Origin of the sequence: Rhodococcus sp. WB9 (assembly GCF_007558985.1) — a bacterium.
Classification (GTDB): Bacteria; Actinomycetota; Actinomycetes; order Mycobacteriales; family Mycobacteriaceae; genus Rhodococcus_F; species Rhodococcus_F opacus.
Genome location: NZ_CP041769.1, coordinates 1,950,972 through 1,973,207, shown reverse-complemented (window position 1 = coordinate 1,973,207; position 22,236 = coordinate 1,950,972). Strand labels below are relative to the sequence as shown.

At 67.2% G+C, this 22,236-nt stretch carries 18 protein-coding genes and 2 pseudogenes; 3 read left to right on the top strand and 17 right to left on the bottom strand.

What is annotated here, in order from left to right; all coding sequences use genetic code 11:
- Positions 1-192: 192 nt before the first annotated feature.
- The 12 genes and pseudogenes from FND50_RS36040 to FND50_RS09150 form a co-directional block, all read right to left on the bottom strand.
- Complete coding sequence (locus FND50_RS36040; RefSeq protein WP_186301258.1) at positions 193-348, bottom strand: hypothetical protein; 156 nt, start codon at positions 346-348, stop codon at positions 193-195.
- Positions 349-445: 97 nt separating this feature from the next.
- The gene (locus tag FND50_RS09200; protein WP_144289010.1) at positions 446-2,038 is read right to left on the bottom strand and encodes an AMP-binding protein; all 1,593 of its coding nucleotides are present in this window, start codon (positions 2,036-2,038) and stop codon (positions 446-448) included.
- A 63-nt stretch (positions 2,039-2,101) separates the two neighbouring features.
- A pseudogene (locus FND50_RS36465) lies at positions 2,102-2,255 on the bottom strand (nitronate monooxygenase); the annotation flags it as partial.
- Positions 2,256-2,319: 64 nt separating this feature from the next.
- On the bottom strand, positions 2,320-3,705 hold the full coding sequence (locus FND50_RS09190) for an NAD(P)/FAD-dependent oxidoreductase (RefSeq protein WP_144285525.1): 1,386 nt from the start codon (positions 3,703-3,705) through the stop codon (positions 2,320-2,322).
- Between the two features lie 45 nt (positions 3,706-3,750).
- A complete protein-coding gene (locus FND50_RS09185) occupies positions 3,751-4,446 on the bottom strand; it encodes a transporter (RefSeq protein ID WP_144285524.1) in 696 nt (231 codons plus the stop codon).
- 33 nt (positions 4,447-4,479) lie between these two features.
- A complete protein-coding gene (locus tag FND50_RS09180) occupies positions 4,480-5,778 on the bottom strand; it encodes an FAD-binding oxidoreductase (RefSeq protein ID WP_144285523.1) in 1,299 nt (432 codons plus the stop codon).
- Between the two features lie 2 nt (positions 5,779-5,780).
- Positions 5,781-6,158: a hotdog domain-containing protein gene (locus FND50_RS09175; protein WP_144285522.1), complete on the bottom strand. Its 378-nt coding sequence runs from the start codon at positions 6,156-6,158 to the stop codon at positions 5,781-5,783.
- Positions 6,155-7,819, bottom strand: a complete 1,665-nt coding sequence (locus FND50_RS09170; RefSeq protein WP_144285521.1) for an NAD(P)/FAD-dependent oxidoreductase — start codon at positions 7,817-7,819, stop codon at positions 6,155-6,157. Before FND50_RS09170 ends, FND50_RS09175 begins: the two co-directional genes overlap by 4 nt.
- 111 nt (positions 7,820-7,930) lie before the next feature.
- Positions 7,931-9,388: an aldehyde dehydrogenase gene (locus tag FND50_RS09165; RefSeq protein WP_144285520.1), complete on the bottom strand. Its 1,458-nt coding sequence runs from the start codon at positions 9,386-9,388 to the stop codon at positions 7,931-7,933.
- Between the two features lie 44 nt (positions 9,389-9,432).
- Complete coding sequence (locus FND50_RS09160; protein WP_144289009.1) at positions 9,433-10,527, bottom strand: Zn-dependent alcohol dehydrogenase; 1,095 nt, start codon at positions 10,525-10,527, stop codon at positions 9,433-9,435.
- A gap of 14 nt (positions 10,528-10,541) precedes the next feature.
- Positions 10,542-11,321, bottom strand: coding sequence for an enoyl-CoA hydratase/isomerase family protein (locus tag FND50_RS09155; protein WP_144285519.1), 780 nt, complete (start codon positions 11,319-11,321; stop codon positions 10,542-10,544).
- 10 nt (positions 11,322-11,331) lie between these two features.
- A complete protein-coding gene (locus FND50_RS09150) occupies positions 11,332-12,954 on the bottom strand; it encodes a class I adenylate-forming enzyme family protein (RefSeq protein WP_260850948.1) in 1,623 nt (540 codons plus the stop codon).
- Between the two features lie 300 nt (positions 12,955-13,254).
- Here FND50_RS09150 and FND50_RS09145 point away from each other — a divergent pair, with 300 nt between their 5' ends.
- Complete coding sequence (locus FND50_RS09145; protein WP_144285517.1) at positions 13,255-13,908, top strand: TetR/AcrR family transcriptional regulator; 654 nt, start codon at positions 13,255-13,257, stop codon at positions 13,906-13,908.
- Positions 13,909-13,997: 89 nt separating this feature from the next.
- Here the strand turns inward: FND50_RS09145 and FND50_RS09140 are convergent, their stop codons facing one another.
- Positions 13,998-15,467, bottom strand: a complete 1,470-nt coding sequence (locus FND50_RS09140) for an MFS transporter (RefSeq protein ID WP_144285516.1) — start codon at positions 15,465-15,467, stop codon at positions 13,998-14,000.
- Between the two features lie 341 nt (positions 15,468-15,808).
- Between FND50_RS09140 and FND50_RS09135 the strand changes: the two genes are divergently transcribed.
- Positions 15,809-16,486, top strand: a complete 678-nt coding sequence (locus FND50_RS09135) for a TetR/AcrR family transcriptional regulator (protein ID WP_144285515.1) — start codon at positions 15,809-15,811, stop codon at positions 16,484-16,486.
- 67 nt (positions 16,487-16,553) lie between these two features.
- On the opposite strand, the gene FND50_RS09130 is transcribed toward FND50_RS09135, so the two are convergent.
- Genes FND50_RS09130 through FND50_RS09120 form a run of 3 tightly spaced genes read right to left on the bottom strand, consistent with a single transcriptional unit; the run spans position 16,554 to position 19,340 of the window.
- Positions 16,554-17,327 (bottom strand): gamma-glutamyl-gamma-aminobutyrate hydrolase family protein, encoded by a 774-nt coding sequence (locus FND50_RS09130; protein ID WP_144285514.1) that lies wholly within the window; start codon positions 17,325-17,327, stop codon positions 16,554-16,556.
- Positions 17,324-18,679 carry a glutamine synthetase family protein gene (locus FND50_RS09125; RefSeq protein ID WP_144285513.1) on the bottom strand — a complete coding sequence of 452 codons (1,356 nt, stop codon included), beginning with the start codon at positions 18,677-18,679 and terminating at the stop codon, positions 17,324-17,326. The genes FND50_RS09130 and FND50_RS09125 overlap by 4 nt, the downstream gene beginning before the upstream one ends.
- Positions 18,672-19,340 carry a hypothetical protein gene (locus FND50_RS09120; protein ID WP_144285512.1) on the bottom strand — a complete coding sequence of 223 codons (669 nt, stop codon included), beginning with the start codon at positions 19,338-19,340 and terminating at the stop codon, positions 18,672-18,674. Before FND50_RS09120 ends, FND50_RS09125 begins: the two co-directional genes overlap by 8 nt.
- A 155-nt stretch (positions 19,341-19,495) precedes the next feature.
- Here FND50_RS09120 and FND50_RS09115 point away from each other — a divergent pair, with 155 nt between their 5' ends.
- Positions 19,496-20,464, top strand: a complete 969-nt coding sequence (locus FND50_RS09115) for an alpha/beta hydrolase (RefSeq protein WP_144285511.1) — start codon at positions 19,496-19,498, stop codon at positions 20,462-20,464.
- Positions 20,465-20,758: 294 nt separating this feature from the next.
- Here the strand turns inward: FND50_RS09115 and FND50_RS09110 are convergent.
- Positions 20,759-21,810: pseudogene (locus FND50_RS09110) on the bottom strand (NAD(P)/FAD-dependent oxidoreductase).
- Positions 21,811-22,236 lie beyond the last annotated feature (426 nt).

Below are 22,236 nucleotides of genomic sequence, written 5' to 3'. Positions count from 1 at the left end.
GGGTGTTGTTACCGGCTGATCGGGGACTCGGCGAAGTTGTGTTTCGGCTTGGCCACGAAGGCGTCGACGCCCGCTGTCCGTCGTGCTGTTTGCGGCGTTGCCGTCCCGTTCGGCGTCGAGTGTTGTTGCAGCGTTGTTTCGGGCGATTGAGCAGGCCAGAAGTTGTCGTATCGTCGTGTATCGCGGGGTCTTTCAACGAAACTGCGGGACACGGAGCGCTTCGGTTTGGATCTCGTCGTCGGCGACAATTTGGCCGAGCAAGCCGAGGCGCACGGCCTCGTCGTCGCAGATCTCCGCGCCGTAATCGTGCCCGGCCTCGGTGGCCTCGTCGATCTGGGTGAAATCCATCGACGTGCCTGCGGCCGGCGTGGAGATGGGCAGCTGCAGGACACCGTCGATGAGTGTGGCGGTAGTGGTCGGTTCGGTGTGTGCCTTGTCGGAGGGCCTACCTCCCGGCAGTTTCGGCGGCGCGTAGGTCTTTGCGGAGGATCTTGCCCGCGGCGGACTTCGGCACCAGGTCGATGAACTCGACCTTGCGGACCTTCTTGTGCGGCGACACCCGCTCGGCAACGAACGCGATGACCGCAGCCTCGTCCAGGTCGGCGCCCTGCTGGCGGACGACGAACGCCTTCGGCACCTCCTCACCCTCGTCGTCGAGAACCCCGATGACGGCGGCGTCGGCGATCTGCGGGTGCGTCAACAGCAACGCCTCCAACTCGGCGGGCGGCACCTGGTAACCCTTGTACTTGATGAGCTCCTTCATCCGATCCACGATCGTCACCACCCCCTCGGAGTCGACGGTCGCGATGTCCCCGGTGTGCAGGTACCCGTCCGCATCCAGGGTCTCCGCGGTCGCCTCGTCGTTGCCCAGGTACCCGGCCATGATGTTCGGGCCCTTGCACCACAACTCACCCGGCTCACTGACACCCTCCGCCGGGTAGGCGACCTCCTCCCCGGTGCCCGGGTCGACCAGCTTGCACTCCATGTTCGCGATCGACGGACCCACCGAGTCCAGGGCGATGTCGTCACGGTCGAACGGGATCGCGTGCGAGACCGGGCTCATCTCCGACATCCCGTAGCCCTGCCGCACCCGGCACCCGAGCCGGTTCGCGACGGCCTTGCCCAGCTCCTGATCCAGCGGGGCGGCACCGGAGAAGATCGAATGCACACTCGACAGGTCGTAATCGTCGACCAGCGGATGCTTGGCCAACGCCACCGCGACCGGCGGGGCGATGAACACATACGTGCACCTCTGCCCGGACACGATCTTCAGGAATTCGACCAGGTCGAACTTCGGCATCGTCACCAAGCTCGCCCGGTTGAACAGGGCCGCGTTCAGCAGCACCGTCATGCCGTAGATGTGGAAGAACGGCAGCACCGCGAGCAGTTTGTCGTCGGCGCCGATGCCCATCCTCGGGTTGATCTGACACACATTCGCCACCAGGTTGCGGTGCGTGAGCATCACCCCCTTGGGCCGGCCGGTGGTCCCGGACGAGTACGGCAGCACCGCCAGCTGGGTCGCCGGATCGAACGACACCTCCGGGGCGGGGGCGCCCTCGGCCAGCAGATCTTTCAGCGACGGGTGCCCGTCGGCGCCGTCGAGGACGATCACGTTCTCCACCGGGATCCCGACGCGGGCCGCGGCATCCTTGGCCTGCGGCAGCAGTGGGGAGACGGTGAACAGGAACTTCGCCTTCGAGTCGGTGAGCTGCTTGGCGATATCCTCCGCGGTGTACAGGGCGTTGATGGTGGTCGCGACACCCCCGGCCCGCAGGATCCCGTGGAACACCGACGCGAACACCGGCACGTTCGGCGAATGCAGACCCACCACCTCGCCGACGGCGAGACCTCGCGCGGCCAACGCCCCCGCGACCCCGTTGATCTGGGCGATGAGCGACTGGTAGGTGGTGACCGCGCCGGAGGCACCGTCGATCAGCGCGGGCCGGTCCCCATCGGCCGGGTCGACCTGACCGAAAAGGAAATCGTAGACACTGAAGTTCGGAATCTCGACGTCCGGAAACGGGCTCTTGAAGCTCACTGGGGCCTCTCCCTCGAAGTGTTGCAGCAGTGGCGAATTGGTCTCGTAGCCCGGTGGCCGGGCGCCGGTGGCGAGTCCGCCGCTCGCGCGATGATCGGGACGGACTGCGCCCGGGCCGCGGCGGGGATCAGCACGAGCCCGGGACGTCGTCCTCGCCGGGGTTTCCGGCGCACTCGAAGCCGTCGATGCCGATCGCGTCGACCCCGAGTTGTTCGGCTGAGGGCGTGCCCGGACTACGCGGCAACTACCCCGCGCCTCCGGCAAGCTGGCGAAGCGACTGCTCAAACTCTGATTGCCGAGTCCTTCTCTCTCGCGGCCTGGCTCAGGCTCGCCAGTACGGCCTTCGCCGCTCGCTCGCCCGACGTCGCTGCGTCGGCGAGCGACGGCAGATCGAGCTGGTAGTCGCCGGCGAGGTAGGTGGTGCCGAGCGGATCACGCAACGTCGGAAGCGAGTTCCTCCGCCCGGGCGCCCAGAAGGGCACGACCCGACGATGCCGTCGCACGATGCCCTCGCCCAGCTTCCCTTCCAGCTCGGGGAACACTGCGAGCAGGTCCTGCTGGTATCGCGACACGATCTCCTCGTCGGGGAGGTCGAACAACGCGTCGGCGTGAGCGCCGCCGGCGAAACAGGCCAGCGCTCCACCCGGCTTACGGTCGTCGCCGTTCCGCATCGCCGCGGCGTGGTTGAACATCGCCTGGAACGACTGTTGCGGCGTCGAGACAGCGAAGTAGTCGTCCCAGCGCTGCGGCCCGACCTCGTCGGTGAAGAATCCGACGATCACGTACCGGCCGTAGGTGATGTCGTTGAAAGCATTCCGGTGCTGTTGCGGGAGGTCCGGGATGATTCGCTCGGCGACATCGGCGGGTGCGGTCACGATCGCGCGCTTTGCCCGCAGCCGCACCGGTCGGTCACCATCGTGATAGTCGACGACCACGCCGTCACCGTCCTGCCGCACCGAGCGCACCACCGAGTTCAGCCGGATCCGGCCACCGAGATCTTCCGTCAGCACGTCGGTCAACGTCTGATTGCCACCCACCGGCAGCGAGAAGTTCGGGATCTTCTCCGGGTCGGCCAGCGCGAGGCCCACCGACGTGACGAACTGGGTGGCGGCCGTCTCCTCCACCTCGCATCCCATCCACTGCGCCGACCACGACCGCACGACGGCGGCGGCCAACTCCGACCGGACACCCTTCAGCAGGTATGACGCCAGCTTGGTGTCGAGCTTCGCGCGAACCCGTTGCGCGATACGGCTCTGCGACTCCAGGAACGACATGACCGAGAGGATGCGTGCACCGACGATGGCCATGCCGATACGGTCCATCATGGTCATCCGCGTGCGGAACATGAGCGCGACGGGGTTCGAGGTGTCGACCACCTCGCCGTTCAAGTACAGCGCGACGCTCTTGCCTGCGAGCGAGCCCATCTCGATGCCGTGCCGTTCGAGGGCATCGATCAGCGTGCCGGTGCCCTCGGTGAACTGGGTGCCGACGTTGATCCAGTAGTCGCCCCGACGGACGGTCTCGACTCGTCCGCCCGTGCGATCGGTGGATTCGAGCACCACCACGTCGGTCTCCGGCGCCAACGTGGTGGCCGCCATCAGCCCTGACATTCCGGCGCCGACAACGACTACCTCGGTGGTCTCTTCATGCACGTCGTGCGTTGTCATTTCAGGTTCCTGACTCTCGATCGATCACACGGAAGGCTCGGCCGCTCAGGCCGTAGCGGGAGTGCTGCCGCTGACCGCCTGCGCATCGACGCGCTTGTTGTATGCGTCGAACGCTCGGTAGGCGCGGTAGTACGTGAACATCTGCAGGCCCCACGTGGACAGCGCGAAGATGTAGAAGATCGTGTGCTCCGCGTCGTCGCCCGGGATGTGGACGAAGTCGTAGGTCGCGGCGATGACGAAGCCGCAGGCGGTGGCGACGGCGGCCGAGATGGCGTGCCCGCGCTCGCCGATGCCCCAGAGGCGCTTGACGAAGTAGATCAGGAAGATCGTGGTGAGCACGTTGACCACGATGTAGAAGATCTTGCCCGGCGTGCCGATCTCCACGGCGAATTGGCTGAGGAGGAAGCCCACCACGCCCGCGAGGGCGAACGCGCCGATGTCCACCGCCGCGGACGGCTTGTACCGGTGAGTGACCTTCATCAGCCCCATGACCAGGACCAGCGTGATGCCGACGGACCGGGAGAAGGCGTCCAGGAAGTAGGCGAAGGCGTACATCGGGCTGTCGTGACCAGCCTTGACGAGGCCGTAGATCAGGAAGTTCGAACCCGATGTCGCGACGATCATCCACTCGATGCCGAGAAGGTAGTTCTTGTAGTTCCGGATGAACTTGATGCCGTAGGTGAATCCGACGGAAATCATCCAGATGTCCGCGACCGCGAAGAGCAGTTCTCTGATGGACATGATTTCTCCTTGGAGGGTGGCTTGCGCCGATGGTTAGTTCGTGAGGGCTGCCAGGCGGTCGGAGGCGCGGTCGGCGAGCCAGGCCGCGTGCAGCGCGGGTCCGCTGACGAAGCTGGGCCAGAAACGCTTGCGGCCGTGCCAGATCGCCGCCAGGTCGTCGTGCAGCGGCGCGCCGCCGACCCGGTCCGCGAGGAGATGGCCCACGTACTGTGCCTGGGCGAACCCGTGGCCGTTGCAGGCGAGCGAGTAGAGCACGTTGTCGGAGGCCTCGCCGGCGATGGGGAGCCACGTGGAACTCATCCCGATCCAGCCGCCCCATGCCTGTTGCAGCTTGACGTCGCGCAGGCCCGGGAAGCGGTCGTGGAATCCGCGGACGAGGTCGTCGGTGACGTTCCGTGCGGGGGTGCGGTTCGGCAGTGGGTTCCGCCCGGTCTGTACACGGCGGGTGCCGAATACGATGGTGCCCCGCGGGGTCACGCGGTAGCTCTCGATGATCATGTGCAGCGTGACCATCGGGGCGCGGCTGGTCCACCCGATGGCGTCGAGTCGCTCGGGTGCGACGGGTTCGGTCTCGACCAGGGACGTCCACACCGGGCTGGCGAGATTCTTCGGCGCGATGGACAAGCCGTTGCTGTTGGCGTTGGTGGTCAGCAGCGCCTTGCGAGCCCGAACCCTTCCGTCCGGTGTGTCGACGGTGACACCGTCGCCGGTGTCCGTGACGTCGCGGGCGGGGGTGCGCTCGTAGACACGCACGCCGGATGCGATCGTCGCGGCCCGCAGACCGAGGACGAACTCACCGGGGTTGAGCGTGCCACCGACCCCCTCGCGCACTCCGCCGAGGAAGCCGTCCGGAAGGCCTGCTGCGCGGCCCTCGACGAATTCGGCCGCCGATCCGGCCTCGGCCATGACCTTCGCGTTGCGGCGCGCGTGCCGCAGCTGGCCCTTGGACACGGCGGCCATCACGATGCCCTCCTGCTGGTAGCCGCAGTCGATCCCGTAGTGGGTGATGGCGTCCTCGGCGAAGTGCACCGCGTTCTCGGCGTATCGGTAGAGGTCGCGCAGCCGCTCGCGCTTCAGCAGAAAACCCAACAGCTCCGGATCGGCGGCGACCGAGTTCGTGATGTATCCGGCGTTGCGGGAGCTGGCGCCCCAGCCGAGGGTCTGCGCCTCGAGGAGCACCACGTCGACGCCCTTCTCGGCGAGGCGGATGGCGGCCGACATGCCGCCCCCGCCGCCGCCGATCACGACGACATCGCAGTCGATGTCACCGGTCAGGAGTTCTTCGACGGTGGCGGGCGGTGCGGCCCAACCGGTGTCGTGAATCAGCTCCATGGCTACTTCTCCGTCTCGTTTGCAGGGATGACCGCGGTGCCGCGAGCGCGCACCGCGACCAGTGGCGATTCGAGGACGTGTGCGCGGCCGGTGTCGTCGGAGCCGCGGCAGATCACTCGGAGCTCGAAGTCGACCGTGCGGCTGCGGTTGCCCTTTTTCACCAGCCGCGCTTCGGCCTCGACGACGTCACCGCCGCGGACCGGGGCGAGGAACTCGACCGACGAGTAGCCGGCGAACAGCCCCTCGTGGCCGTCGATCTCGATCGACAGGTTCGTACCGGCGTCGCCGAACAACTTCAGGGCGAACGCACCGTCGACCAGGTTCCCGGCGTAGTGCGCGTCGGAGAAGGCGACATAGCGCCGGTGGACCGTCCTGCTCATGAGATCTCCTGATGGATCGGGCCGAGGTTGCGGGACTGTGCCTCCCCGTCGATCTCGACGCCGGGGTAACCGCGCTTGGCGATCTCGGTGCACATCCGGCGGTACTTGCCCACACCGCCCACATAGCCCATGAAGGTGTTGGGTTTGCCCTCGATGTTGGAGCCGCGGTACCAGGAGTCGGTGGTGGCGTACAGCGTCTGGGCGACGGTCCCCTCGGTGATGTCCACCCAGTCGTTCTGGGCCTCGGGGGTGGCCTCGATCAGCGTGGCGCCGGAGTCGCGGGCGTGCTCGATGAGATCGGCGATCCAGTCGACGGCCTGCTCGATGGTCACCACCACGTTGCTCGCCAACGCGGGGCTCAGGGGGCCGGCCACCATGAAGAAGTTGGGGAAGTCCGTGGTCATGAATCCGAGGTAGGTGCGGATGCCGTCGTGCCAGGTCTCCTGCAGCGTTTTGCCGGACGCGCCGGTGAGACCCAGCCCGTACAGCGGGCCGGTGAAGGCGTCGAACCCGATGGCGAGCACCACCGCATCCACCTCGTAGGTGCCCTTCGATGTGACGATCGCGTTCGCGGTCATGGTCTCGATCGGCTCGTCACGCAGCGACACCAACGACACGTTCGGCCGGTTGTAGGTCTCGTAGTAGTCCGTACCGAAGACGCTGCGCTTGGCGCCGAGAGGGTGATACCTGGGCACCAGTAGCTCGGCGGTGGCCGGATCCTCGACGATCTCACGGATCTTGTCGTGGATGAATTCCGATGCGGTCCGGTTCGCCTCGGCGTCGGTGAGGAGGTCGGCGAACTCGGCGCCGACGCCCTGGAAGCCGCTGCGCTCGTATGCCGCCTCGTAGCGCCGCTGACGCTCCTCGTCCGAGACGTCGAAGGCGTTGTCGGTGACGGGTCGGTCGGGGATGCCGCCGGGTGAGTGCCGGCATTCCTCACGGATCGCCGGGTAGCCGTCCTTGACGGCGGCGACCTGCTCCGGGGGGACTTCGGCGTTGCGCGCGGGCATCACATAGTTCGGGGTGCGCTGGAACACCGTGACGTGCTCGGCGACTTCCGCGATCAGCGGGATGGCTTGCACGCCTGACGATCCGGTGCCGATCACAGCGACACGCTTGCCCGCCAGGTCGTCGAGCGCGATGTTCCAGCGGCTGGTGGACACCTGGAGTCCGGTGAAGTTCTCGAGGCCCGGCACGTCGAAGTCCTTGGGGGTGGACAGACCGCCGGCGCCCGAGATCAGGTAGCGGCCGCGGCGCGTCTCGCCGTTGTCCAGCTGCACCTCCCACAGCCGGTCGGCCGCGTTCCACGTCGCGCCGACCACTCGGGTATCGAACGTGAAGTACTTGCGCAGGTCGAAGCGGTCGGCGACGTGGTTGATGTAGCTGAGGATCTCGGCCTGCGGCGCGAATCGCTGACTCCACGTCCACTCCTGCTGGAGCGCCTCGTCGAACGAATACGAGTAGTAGATGCTCTCGACGTCGCAGCGCGCGCCCGGATAGGTGTTCCAGAACCAGGTGCCGCCGACGCTGGGTCCGGCCTCGAAGCCCGCGAAGGTCCACCCGGCGGTGGTGAGCCGGTGCGAGAGGTAGAGGCCAGAGAAGCCGGCGCCGACGCCGATGACATCGACGATCCCGGTATCCGAGGTGGAGGGGAAGTTCATGGAATTTGCCGCTTTCGTTAAATTGGTCATTTGACTGGATCAATCGACTTAGTTCAGTAGACCAGTGGTCCCGGTCACAGTCAAGGGGTGACGCGAAAGTAGTGCCGATCGCTACAGCGGGAGGTCGGGTGAATCGACGCCGACCACGCGGTCGCCGCAGAACACCCGGACGGACTCGCCGGGGGCGTGACCGCCGATTCCGGCAGTGCCCCAAAAGCTCTGTGCCGAACCGTCTGCGAGATCGGCGACCTTGGCACCGTTCACGCGCACCTCGCCGGACAGCACACGGGATCCGACCCCGACGGCGCGATCCAGGTCGCCGCCGAACACGTAGGCGTCCAGACCCGACGGGTTGGCGTTGGCAACGCGCAGCGCGTCCTCGTCGGACTCCACGGCATGCAGACTGACGAGCGGTCCGAACAGCTCGGCCGTCGCCACCGACGCGTCGACTCCCGACGCGACGGTGGGCGACAGGAAGAACCCGTCGAACGCGGGCAGCTGCGCAGGTTGATGGATCGTCGCGCCGTGGGCCCGCAGCCCGTCGATGCGGCTCTGCAGGGTGGCGAAATGCGGGGCGTTCGAGATCGGGCCGAGCTGGGAGTTCTCGTCGAGCGAGTGCCCGATCTCGATGCGGGAGATGCGATCGAGCAGCGCGGCCAGGAGCGGCTCGACGAGACTCTTGTGCGCCAACACCTTTCCCGGTCCCTCACACCACTGACCGTTGAGCTTGGTCATCCCGTCCAGGATCCCGTCGGCGGCCACGTCGATGTCGGCGTCGTCCAGCACGAGGGCCGGATTGTTGCCGCCGAGCTCGAGCTGGAGCACCTTGAAGTCCTCCGCGGCGGCACGGGCGATCGCACGACCCGCGTTCGGGCCGCCGGTGAACGAGACGATCTTCACGCGGGGGTCGCCGGTGATCGCCGCGCCCACGTCTCCCCCGCCGTGGACAAGCTGCAGCGCACCGTCGGGCAGCCCGGCCTTGACGAAGCACTCGACGATGACCTGAGCGCTGCTCGGCGCGTGCTCCGACGGTTTGAGGATGACGGGGCAGCCGGCGGCGAGGGCGCTCACCATCTTCGCGGCGGGAATGAAACTGGGGCCGTTCCACGGGGTGAGGATCGCTGCGGGGCCCCACGGGACCTTGTACAGCCGCACGTCGCGGCCGCCGGCCGCCAGCGCGGTGCGCCGCGGGGTGGCCCGCAGATCCGCAGCCGACGAGCGGATCCGGTGCGGGAGGAACTGCGCGACCAGCCGGGCCTTCGCGATCGGGACGCCGCTGGTGAGGGCGTCGGTCCGGGCGATGTCCTCGATCCGGGTCTCGACGATGTCGGCTGCACGCTCGATGACCGCGGCGCGTTCCTCGCTCGCCGCGTCATCCCAGCGTTCGAAGCCGTAGGACCGCTCGGCATGGCGCAGCGCGCGCTCCACGTCGTCCGGTCCGGTGGTGACGGCGCGGTGGATGGGTTGCCCCGTGTTGGGGTCGAGATTCCACGCGTCCGGAAGTGCCCGGCACTCGGACCACCCGTCCGCGATGTAGTTGATCGGCTGAGGCAGTTGCGTATTCGACATCTGCGGCCTCCTTCTGTGCGCAATTGTGGATAGGGTCGGGGTGATCACGCGGTGAGGTCGGCGACGATGCGGGTCACCTCGCCCGACTTCATCGCCTCGAAGCCCTTGTTGATCTCGTGGAACGGGATCACGTCGCTGACCATCTCGTCGAGCAACAGGTGGCCCTGCAGGTAGAGACGCGCGAACTGGGTGATGTCCTCGTGCGCTTGGCCCGACCCCATGTAGGAACCGATGAGGCGCTTCTCGCCGAAGAAGAAATCCGACGCCGGAACAGTGAGGTCGGTGCCGTCGGGCGCGATACCCACCAGGCATGCCGTGCCCGTGCCGCGGAGGACCGCCAGCGCGGTAGCCGCGGTCCGGGCGGAACCGACGGCCTCGAACGAGTAATCCACGCCGTCGCCGAGCACCTTCCGGATCTCGGCGGGGACATCGGCTGCACCGTTCACGACGTGCGTGGCACCGTAGCTCCGCGCCGCCGCGAGCCGGGCATCGTCGAGATCCACGGCGACGATCGCCGAGGCGCCGGCGAGCCGCGCGCCCTGGATGATGGCCGATCCGACACCGCCGCAGCCGATCACGGCCACGGTGGCGCCGGGGCGTACCTGCGCGCCGCGGAACACGGCGCCGACGCCGGTGACGATGCAGCACGACAGCAGGCACCCGACGTGCAGTCCCACCTCGTCGGGAACCTTGACCAGCGAGTTCTCCCGCATCACGGTGTGGCGGGAGAACGCGCCGATGTCGCCGAGCCGTTCGACGACGTGGCCTCCCGGCAGCTGGAAAGCGGGGCGGGGGCGCTGTCGGATCTGCGAGACACGCTGGCATTGCGTCGAGTGCCCGACCTGGCAGTTGCGGCACAACCCGCACGAGGGTGTGAGGGCGCCGACGACGCGGTCGCCCGGGCGCAACGAGGTCACCGCGGAGCCGACGGACTCGATGATGCCCGCCACCTCGTGCCCGACAACCACGGGTAGGTCGGCGCCCACGGTGCCGGTCATGTAATGCAGGTCGCTGTGGCACAGGCCCACGTTCGAGACTGCGACGCGGACCTCGTTCGGCTCCGGGTCGTCGACCTGGATCTCGGTGAATTCGAGCGGTTCGTTCAGCGCGGTGAGAAGCGCTGCCTCGGTGGTGATCATCATCGTCTCCGATCTCAATTGCTCTGCGCGGGCGCCGTCGGCGCCGCGTTCTTCGATGCCCAGAAGCCCTCGATGCCTTCGGTAAAGGCGCCGGACTCCCACGACTGGCGGGCGGCGTCGTCTTCGCGGGTGAACGCGGCCTCGATGTCTTCGGGGGGCGGCCGCAGCAGACCCAGGTGCAGCGCGGTGGTCCGGGGATCGGAGTTCCATTGCCTGATCACCTGGGCCGCGCGGTGCACCAGTGCCTCCGGGGCCACGATCTCGTCGAGCAGCCCGATCCGCAGGGCCTCTCCTGCGTCTATCCGGTTGGAGCCCAGAATTATTCGCATCGCATGGTTGCGTACCAGGCGGCCCATGAGGAAGCTCGAGGCGTTCGAGATGATGATTCCGCGGTGGTTCTCCGGCTGGTAGTACTCGGCGGCGGGAGTGCCGATCCGGCAGTCGCAGCACAACGTGATCTCCGAGGCGCCGCCGACCGCGATCCCGTTGACGGCCGCGATCACAGGGACCTTCGTCTCGAGAATCGCGCGGGTGATGTCGTGGAAAGTCGCGAAGGCCTCGCGGATCTCATCGTAGGTGGTCGGCACCGCCTGCAGGTCCTCACCGGCGGAGAACGCCCGCCCGGTGCCTGTGAGCACGATCCCGCGGACGAGATCACCCGTTCCGAACCGGCGGATGGTCTGCGCGAGCCGCACCCTCGTTGCCACGTCCATCACGTTCAGCTTCGCGGGGCGGTTCAGCGTGAGCACCGCGACGTCGTCGTCGATGTGCACGTCCAGATAATTGTCGGTCATGTCCGGCTCCTCAGTTGCCGTTGCCGGCGGTGCGCGGCGGCTGCAGGTCGTAGGTGATGCCGGGATGTTCGGCGGAGCGCGCCTGCAGGGCCGGCTTCGACACGCGCTCGGACGGGGTGCGCGGGAAATCGGCGACGAACTCGATGTATCGAGGAATCTTGAAGCGCGCCAGCTGAGTTCGTGCGTCGTCGACGATTTGCTCTGCGGTCGCGCGGCTCTCCTCGACGCCGGGGGCCAGCTGCACGAAGGCCTTGACCTCCTCGCCGAACAGCTCGTCCGGGACGCCGACCACCGCTGTCGCGACGACGGTGTCGTCGCGCTCGAGGACGCGTTCGACCTCGGCGCTCGCGATGTTCTCCCCGCCGCGGCGGACCATGTCCTTGATCCGGCCCACCAGGCGGTAGCCGTCCGGCTCGCGGACCGCGACATCGCCGGTGTGCAGCCAGCCGTCGCGGAGGACCTCCGCGGTGTCTTCGGGTCGGTTCCAATAGCCGAGCATCATCGGTCTGCCCGACGTGATCAGCTCGCCGGATTCTCCGGCGGCAACTTCCCGACCCTCCGGATCGACCACCCGGACCTGCTTCGTGGGAACCGGCTGCCCCAGTCGTCCGCTGCCGACGTCGCCGGTGCTCTCGGGGAGGCTGACCAGGTCGGCCCCGCTTTCGGTCATCCCGAAGATCTCCCGCCACGGCGCGCCCCAACGTTGTTCGAGCTGCGCGTGCAGCGCGACGGGGATGGCCGAGCACAGCACGAGGCGCAGGTCGTTGTCCCGGTCCTCCGGGCTCGGCGGCTGCTTGAACAGAAGCGTGGGCATCGAGCCGAGCACGTAGCAGAACGTGGCCCGGTGTCGACGGACGTCCGCCATGAAACCCGAGGCGGAGAACCGGGGTAGCACCACCAGCGGCGCGCCGATCGTAAGGCACAGAGAGGTGTTCCACTGCGGGTCCATGTACGAGAACGGCTGCGAGGTGAGAACCACGTCGCCGGACCCGAGGCCCGCCGCGCCCGCACAGATCCACCCCAGCCGGACCCAATAGTCGTGGGTCAACATGCACGCCTTCGGGAATCCGGTGGTCCCCGAGGTGTACTGGAGGTTGGCCAGCGTGTCCGGGGTGATCGCGACATCGGGCCTGTCCGCCGGGTACTGCGCGAGCTCGCCGCGCGGCGCGGCGTCGACGATACGGACATCGGCCAGATCGCCGTTCGCGGCGCGCACCTCGTCGACGAGCGGGCTGTGGCCGGTGTCGGTGAACATCACCCGGGCGCCGGAGTCGCGGAGGACGAATTCGAGGTCTGCACGCTGGTACGACGAGTTCACCGGCACCGCGACGCCGCCGGCCTTGAGGATCGCGAGCCAGGCGATCGGCCACTGAACCACGTTGGGCAGCATGATTGCGACCCGGTCGCCGGCGCGGACCCCGTCCTCGGAGACCAGACGCTGCGCCAGGCGCGAGGTCCAGTCGTCGATCTCGCCGAAGGTCCAGGATCCTTCCGCGAACCGAAGAAACTCGCGGTCGGGACAGCGGGCGGCCTGGATCGCCAGCAGGTCGACGACGGTGTCGATCGGCGGGTCCACAGCCATGCGATCGAGTGCGATCGCGCGTTCCCGGGGAACTGATTCGACTCCGGTCATGGTCATCCTCTTCACGCTTGTCGGGTGCGATGCGGATGCCGCTCGCGATCTCTCGTCGTGACGGCGCATCCGCGGTGAGCTCGAGGCCCGTGACCTTCCGATCACCGATGGCGCCGGACTGTGGTCTCGGTCATAGCCTAGAAGAACACGGTCAAATGATCAAGACCTATGAACATGAGCAAGTAGGATCACTCACCAAAAGGTGATCATCTCGCCGATATGGCGGCCTGATTGTCCATTCCGACTAGGTAGCCGGAAGCTGACCCGATCATCCGTTCAGATCTGTTGACAGGAGAGGGCATGGGTCGCATTCCCGCCGCCGAACGTCGCGCCGAACTGGTGGCGGCGGCCGTGCGCGTGATCGCTGCCGAGGGGGTCGACGGCGCCACCACACGCCGTATCGCGCAGGAGGCGAACGCTCCGCTGGCCACCCTGCACTACTGCTTCGCCGCGAAGGAGGTGCTGTTCGCGGCGGTCTTCGAGCACGTCGCCGGGCAGTATCGAGAAGTGCTGACGCGCAACGATGTCCATGGCGACGTAGCGACCACCGCGCGCGCCCTGTTACGCGGCGTGATCGAGTGGTACCTGGCGAACCCGGACTTCGGCGCGGCGATCGTCGAGCTGATCAGCTGGGGCCAGCGTCAGGAAGGCCAGCAGGCCGAGATGGTGTACAACGAGGCATCCGCGACCCTGCGAGCGATCCTCGAGGCCGCCGCGACCGCTGCAGGCCAGCCGGTCGACCCGGACACCATCGACGCACTGACCTACATCGTGTCCACATTGTCCGACGGATTCGCGCTCAACTGGCTGGTCTTCACCGACCCCACAGCAGCGGAACGACAGATCGACCTCACCCTCGGCGTGCTCGACGCCTGGATGGCCGCCCACCTCGGCAACACCTCCGCCCCGGCGGCCAGTCCCTCGCAGGCCTCCCCCGCCAAGCTCGTGTCCTGAATGAGCGTGGAGTGATGATGAGCGCCACGGCAGCGGCCGCCCGCACGAATCATCGCGCCAGGTCTGGGGCGGCAACGACCCAGCCACTTTCAGGACGCGGCAGCGCCGACGCGCCGACCGGACCGGGCGCGTGAGACCAGCACGCTCACCACGACGAGCAGGGCGAGGAGTCCCGATAACCAGTAGCCGATGCCGTAGAGGCCCTTGGCAGCGACCTCGAGACCGGTTCCGACCACCGGAACCAGCGAGGCGCTGAGGTCGGCGCTGACCAGCGCCGTGCCGAAGGCGAACCCCACGGCCATGGACGTGCCGGCGATACCGGCCGCCATCCCGGCTTTCTCCTCGGGCACTGCCATCTGCACCATGGTGAACCCCGCTGCGTAGCCGATTCTGATCCCGAGACCCATGACGGCAGCACCCACGAGGTAGTGCCACTGCTGGTCGTGCGCGACGGCGAGCCAGGCCAGCCCCGATGCACTGATGAGCGCTCCGATGACGAAGACGGTCACACCACGGCCGTTGAACAAGGCGCGGTCGAGTACGCTTCCGCGGATCAGGAACGCCGCCGCGAAAGGTGCCATGAGCCAGCCGGTCTGCAGCGCGCTGAGCCCGAGTCCGTAGGCGTCCGCGGGACGAAGATTTTCGGGAGTGATCTGGGCGTACGTGCTGAGCAGCAGCAGAAAGGCCGAGTTCACCGCGGCGAACAATGCGATACACAAGCACGACGCGGTGACCAACGGCGCCTTCATCAGTGCGACGTCGAACACCGCCGAGGTCGAGCGGCGCTCGACGCGCACCCAGGCGATGCCCCCGACGATGCCGGCCAACAACGGAATGAGTGCCGCGATGCCCCACACGAGGCCTTGCGTCAGAGTCAGCAGGATCGCCGCGACCCAAGCGATCATCCACACCGTGCCGAGTACCGCGATGCGGCCGGAACGCTCAGCAGGCGGGGTGTGTGGGATCACGGCATAACACGCAATGGCCGTCACTGCGCACACTATGGTGAGGATGATGAAAAAGCCTCGCAGCGAGAGACTCTCGACGATGAAGCCACCGCCGATCATGCCCACGACGATGCCGACACCGGTGGCGATGACCAGAACCGCGACACCCACCGTGATACCGTCCTCGCCGAGATTGCGGCGCAGGAAACCGAGTGGAAGCAGCTGCGCCGCGCCCCCGAATCCCATGAGAATACAGCCGACCAGAAGGGTCGAGTACGAGTCGCCGGCAGCCGGAACGAGCGCGCCCACCGTAAGGAATGCGGACGCCGCCACCGCGGCGTTACGGTCGCCGTACAGATCGGCGAGGCGCGGCAGCAAGATGAAGCCCGCTCCCCCGCCGAGGGTCAGCGCCGTGTAGAGCCACGTCGTCTCGGCTACTGTGGCGAGGCCGTACTGCGCCTGGATGATCGGCAACAGCGGCGGCAGGATGAAGATGACCGCGTTGGTCAGGACGATCAGCAGCGTGCCGACACCGATGAGCACTGCCTTGTTCGGCGCGGGGCGAGCAGTCCCCGCGCGGCCGAGTCCGGCTTGCTGGTGGATCTCTGTCATGAATTGCTTCCTTCGATGATCACGCCGCCGTCTCGCATGATCACGTCGACCATGGCTTCTGTGGTGGCGTCGGGAGTGAGACACGTGAGTTCGTCGGTCATGACGGGTCTGTTCCTTCGAAACCGGCGTTGGTCGCATCGGAGTGCGCCGACCCGCCTATGTGATCCGGCTCATACCCTAAGCCAAGTGAGTCATCCGATCAAGGCATATGACTATTGTTTGGTTGTTGCACGCACCTCACGACGGTTCTTCGGGGAAATACGGCACCCCGCCCACCCGTTCCGACTGGTAGTGTTGGAACCGACTTGATCATCCGTTCACATCTATTGACAGGAGAGGGCATGGGTCGCATTCCCGCCGCCGAACGTCGCGCCGAACTGGTGGCGGCGGCCGTGCGCGTGATCGCTGCCGAAGGGGTCGACGGCGCCACCACACGCCGTATCGCGCAGGAGGCGAACGCTCCGCTGGCCACCCTGCACTACTGCTTCGCCGCGAAGGAGGTGCTGTTCGCGGCGGTCTTCGAGCACGTCGCCGGGCAGTATCGAGAAGTGCTGACGCGCAACGATGTCCATGGCGACGTAGCGACCACCGCGCGCGCCCTGTTACGCGGCGTGATCGAGTGGTACCTGGCGAACCCGGACTTCGGCGCGGCGATCGTCGAGCTGATCAGCTGGGGCCAGCGTCAGGAAGGCCAGCAGGCCGAGATGGTGTACAACGAGGCATCCGCGACCCTGCGAGCGATCCTCGAGGCCGCCGCGACCGCTGCAGGCCAGCCGGTCGACCCGGACACCATCGACGCACTGACCTACATCGTGTCCACATTGTCCGACGGATTCGCGCTCAACTGGCTGGTCTTCACCGACCCCACAGCGGCGGAGCCGCAGATCGAGCTCATCCTCGGCGTGCTCGACGCCTGGATGGCCGCCCACCTCGGCGATGCCCCCGCGCCCCCGGCCCCGAAGCCGGCCTCGCCCGAGGAAGCCATGCGCTCGCTCGTGTCCTGGGTCAGCGTGGAGTGATCGTGCGCTGACCCGAAAGTAATTGTCGGCCGCCACCCTTCGGTGGCGGCCGACAGTCTTCCCTGAGTCAGATCCGCCGGTTGCCCTCGGCGACGATCCAGCTCAGCGCCGGATCGTCACGTTCCATCCACTCGGGATGCCATTGGACACCGAGCACCGCGGCCCCCGGCAGCTCGACCGCCTCGACGACGCCGTCGGCCGCACGCCCCGTGACCACCAGGCCGGTCCCGCAGCGGTCGACCGCCTGGTGGTGCCACGAATTGGTCACCGCGCCGGCACCGAACAGACTTTCCGCGATCGAGCCGGGCTCGAACGTCACCTTGTGGTCGTCGGCACCGTCGGTGAGCGGGGGTGAACTCGACAGATGCCCGACGGAGCCGGGCGGCAGGTCCGCGATCAACGTGCCGCCCAGAGCGACGTTCAGGACCTGCAGGCCCCGGCACACCCCGAGCACCGGGATATGTCTGGCGAGTGCGGCACGCACGAGCGCGATCTCGTACTCGTCCCGCTCGGGGTCGTGGACCATCGGATTATCCCGTGGATCCACGTCACGGACCACCGACAGATCGCCGCCCCAGTACGCGGGATGAACATCCTGACCTCCGGTGATGACCACGCCCGCCAGCCAGTGGCAGAGTGCCTCCGGCTCGGCATCGTAGGGCAGGTTCACCGGAATCCCTCCGGCCCTGGCGATCCGGTCCGAGAAGTCGGACATGAAGGTGTCAGTGAGCAGGTGACCGTAGCGCTTGTCCAGCCCGTCGACCAGCCCCAGCCGGACCCGTCGACCGGTGATGCCGATCATCGGCCGGATCGTGCCCGGCGTCGCGTTCCCCCCGCTCACGGGAACTCGAAGTATCGCGCCGACTCCCATTCGGAAAGCTCGGCGAACGGATCACCGCCTGCAGTGTGGAACTGCATCCACTCCCAGCGCCGGGTACCGACCCAGTAGTCGACGAACTCGTCGCCGAGCTGCTCGCGCAGGATCAGGTCGGTCTCCAGCGCGGCGGCCGCCTTGGTGATGGTGTTCGGCAGCCGCTCGAGGTCGGGCACACACCACGCCAAGTCGCTGACCGGCTCGGGTGGCTCGATCTCGCCGTCGAGGCCGGCGATCACACCGGCGAGAATGGCCGCGACCGCGAGGTACAGGTTCGCGTCGGCGCCGGGAACGCGGTATTCGAGGCGGGAGTACGCCGGGTGACCGCACACTGCGCGCACCGCGGTGCTCTTGTTGGCGATGCCCCAGGTAATCGTCGTCGGCGGGCCGCTCAAGTCGACCAGGCGGCGGTACGAGGTGATCTGCGGGAGCATGACCGATGCCGCCCCGCACATGGTCGCGAGCAGTCCGCCGACCGCGTGCCGCATCGTGGGCGACGGCCCGTCCTCGGCGTAGAACGCGTTGACCCCGTCGCGCTGCAGAGAGAGGTTGACGTGGGAGGCCTGGCCGTAGCCCGCGGTCGGCTTGGCCATGAAGGTGACGGTGTGATCGCGCTCGAAGGCCACCTCGCGCATCACTTGCCGGGCGCGAGCCCAGTTGTCGCAGACCGAGATCGGGTCGCCGGGAACCAGGTTGAGTTCGACCTGACCTGCAGCGTCCTCGTCGCTCCACGCTTCCCACTCGATGCCGATCTCGTCGAGGCGACGGGCGACCGCCGACATGTAGTCGATCCAGTCCTTCGACTTCGCGAGGTGGTACGCGGTTCCGGCTGACCCGCCGAGTGGGGTCAGGTCGCGGTATCCCTTGGCCCGGGCCTCGTGGATGGACTCCTCGAACAGGGTGGCCTCGATCTCGACCGCGACGGTCGCGGTGAAGCCGTGCGTGGCGAGTCGGTCGACCAGCTTTCGGGCGAGGTTGCGCGGACAGGTCCCGATGGGGCTGCCGTCGGCCTGCCAGTAGTCACCGATCACGGACTGCAGACCCGGCTCCCACTGCACCAGCGTCGACATGTCAGGCCGGAACTGCACGTCGGACACGTGCCCACGCCACTCAGGGAAGGCGAAGCCGAAGGTCGGGGCGTTGCCCAGGTCGAGGCCGAACAGGAGATCGGCCATCGCGAAGCCCGAGCCCGCGCTCGCGGTGAACTTCTTGGGTGCCAGGTTCTTGCCGAGGAAGCTGCCGTCGTGGTTGGTGGACTCGAGCCGGACCGTGTGCACCGGCGTCTTGAGATCTGTTGCGGTGTAGGTGTTTTCAGACATCGTAACGAACCTTCCAGGATGCGGCGACCAGCACCGACAGCTGAGAGAACGTGCCGCGCACGCCGATCAGACCTGTGGACAGGGCGGCGATCAGGTCGTCGGCGCCCGAGAAGATGCCGGCCAGCAGTTCCGGCGGGCCGGCGATGACATAGTGGGTCTCGCCCTCGCCGACGACGTGCTGATCCAGCCCCTCGAGGCCCTCCGTGATCGCGACGAGCATGTCGGGGATCCCCGGCACCGACCGGGCCGCGGCCCAGAACGAATCCGCGGCGGCCTTCCAGTCCGGCAGCGGCGGCGACAGCAGTGTCAGCGTCGCGGCAGCGAGATCGTCGTCGCCTGCGGCAACAGGCTCGCCGACCAGCGCGAGCCGCGCGTTCAGGTCGACGGTCAGCGTGAGGTCGGGCTCGACGAACACACCGCTCGATACCGCGACGACACCGTCGTAGATGCTGATCGTCGCAGCCTGCGGGGTGTCGTGGGAGCGGACGGCGACAATGCCGTTTACCGCCACCACGGAGTCCACACCGTTCGCGCGGACGGAGTCGGCGATGGTCCGGCCGATCAACCGGACGATCGGACTCGCATCGTCCTCGATCCGAATGTCGACCCCGTCGACCGCGTCGTCCCCGCGCGTCGCGGAGCCGATCGTCGTTTCGGTCATCCTTCTGTCCTTTCGATTTCGACGAGATCGCGTGCGCGGTACACCGTCAGCAGCGGATCCCCATGAAACGTGACTTCATCGTCATACGTCTGAGTCATTCGACTATGATCGTGAGGCACAGATCACTTCTTGTCAATGACTAGCGAGGTTCCGAGATGAATGAGGACGCTCCCACCTGGTGGAATCTGCTCGACGACCAGGCTCAGGCCGTGGCCCAGATGATCACCCGCGTGCTGCAGAAGCCCATTCGGGAGCTGGGACCGGAGCAGGCTCGAGCGCTCGTGAACACGGCACCACCCGCCGAGCCGATCACGCCGCTGGACCATGTCGAACAACTGACCGTGCCGACCCGTGCGGGTTCGATCCGGGCTCGTCTATATCGCCCGGACGGTGTCGCCCTGGACGGCGACAAGCCTGCTCTCGTCTATCTGCACGGCGGCGGTTTCGTTCTGGGAACTCTGGACGGGGCCGACGAGCTGTGCCGTGCGATCGCCGCCGGATCCGGATGGGTGGTCGTGTCCCTGGACTACCGGCTGGCTCCCGAAAACCCCTATCCCGCAGCGCTGGAAGACTGCCTCGACGCGTACGCGTGGCTGAGCCGGACAGCATCGGAGTTCGGTATCGATCCGGGCTACATCGCCGTCGGGGGCGACTCCGCGGGCGGCAATCTCGCAGCCGCCCTGTGCCTGTACCGACGCGACGAGCACAGCACCCTCCCTGTGACGCAAGTACTCGCCTACCCCGCCGTCGACGAGACATTCACCGCGTCGTCGTGGTCGGAATTCGCCGACGCACCGATGCTGAGCGCCGCGGACGCCCGTTGGTTCTGGGAGCAATACGTCGGCGAGCACCACTCGGGCGGCGACCATCTCGCCGCACCGATGCGCGCCGAGTCGCTGCGCGGTCTGCCGCCTGCCCTGATCCTGACCGCGGAGGTCGACCCGATCAGGGACGACGCCGAGGCCTACGCGGCACAGTTGGGGCGCGACGGCGTACCCGTCTCGCTGACCAGGTATGCCGGCGTCTTCCACGGCTTTGTCACCGAGATCGGCGCATTCGCTCAGGCCAAGCAAGCGATCGACGAGGTGTGCCTGCACCTGCGCGAGGTCCGAGACGGGGGTTAGTCGTCGACGACTGGGCCGCGGTCACCCGACCGACAGCCAGCGGCACACGCCAAGCGCCGCCGACGGCTGATATTCAAGTCTCGCAGCGCGCCGAACACCACGCATGGACCCAGTCGCGACCTCTGGACCAGCCGGTTCGGTTTGTCGCGAGCTCGGGGGCCCGCCCCGCGACGACCATCCACTAACGGCCCGCGCGGCGGTCGCCGATCCGGTCCGCCAGCCACGCCGCCCGCAGCACCGGGTTGTGCAGGTACAGCGAACGGGGGAAGTGGTTCTCCGACTGCCACCACGGCATTATGTCCGGGTGGATTTCGTCGGTGGTGAGGCGATCGGCGAGGAGGCTACCGAGGTAGGGTGCCTGGCCGAGCCCATGACCGTTGCAACCGATCGCGTAGTAGACGTTCTTCGACGCCTTACCGGCCACGGGCCCCGCGAGGGCGTCATGGCGATCCAGCCACCCCAGGTCTTGGTCACGGGCACATCACGCAGCGACGGGAACCGCGCACGGAAGGCATCGGTGAGGTCGGCCACCACTACGGGATCGGAGATGCGGTCGGAAATCGGGTTCTTCCCGATCTGCAGCCGACGCACCCCGACGGCGATCGTGTTGGTCGGGGTGACGTGATAGCTCTCCATTACGTTGTGCTTGGTCGCCAAGCCCGAACGGCTCGTCCAGCCGGTCGCCTCGATACGCTCGCGCTCGACCGGTGCGGTCTCGATCATGTTGACCCACACCGGCCGCGACAGCCGCTGCGGCGTGATCGCGAGTTCGGGCGCCCACGCATTGTTGGCCAGCACCACCTTCTTCGCGCGCACCCGGCCGAGCGGGGTAGTCACCGTTGCGCCGGAACCGATGTCGTCCACCGACTGTGCGGGCGATTGCTCGAATACCCGCACCCCCGATTCCAGCAGGGCCGCCCGGAGACCGGGTTCATCGTGCCGCCGGCGGGGGTCAGCAGGCCGCCGAGGAAGGTGTCGGGCAGGCCGAGTTCGTGCTGGTCCCCAAATTGCAGTGTCGCACCGGCGTCGGACAGCGCTTGCGCGTCGCGTAGCGCCTTGCGCATCTGCCCCTTGGTGACTGCCGCCCCGACATTGCCGACCGCTTCGTAGTCGCACTCGATACCGAGCTGTTTGATCAGGTCCTCCGCGAACTGCACCGACGACCCGGCGAATCGGACCAGGTCACGCAGCAGCTGCGGGTTTACCTTCGCCAGGATCTGGGGCTCACCGGTCGGTTTGGCCGAGATCTGTCCGGCATTGCGCGAACTCGCCCCATAGCCGCAAGAATCCGATTCGAGCAGGACGACATCGACGCCGCGCTCGGCCAGTCGCAGCGCGGTCGCCATGCCGCCGAGACCGCCGCCGACTACGGTGACGTCACAGCTGATCGTGGCGTCCAGTGGTGCGGTGAGGTCGGTGGGCCGGTCGACCCAGCCGGTGAAAGTGGTGTATCTGGTGTCGGCGTCTTCGGCCGGTAGCGAACTCCCGTTCATGATGCACTCCTTGTGTTTCGGATGGAACCTAGAGACCCATGCCTTTGGCGATGATCGAGCGCATGACTTCGCTGGTGCCGCCGCGGCTGTCGGCGTAGAGCGGGCAATCGTAGTGTGTGCCGTCGGCCGAGCGTGTTCGGTGATGTACGGCAGGCACAGATGTGCACTGGCGATCCACCGAACGTGACTCCGGCCCTGGCCATCTCCTTGGCCACTCTGCGATAGAAGTCCCTCGGCACGTTGCCTGCGACGAGCCACTCGCCGAAGACCGGCACAACC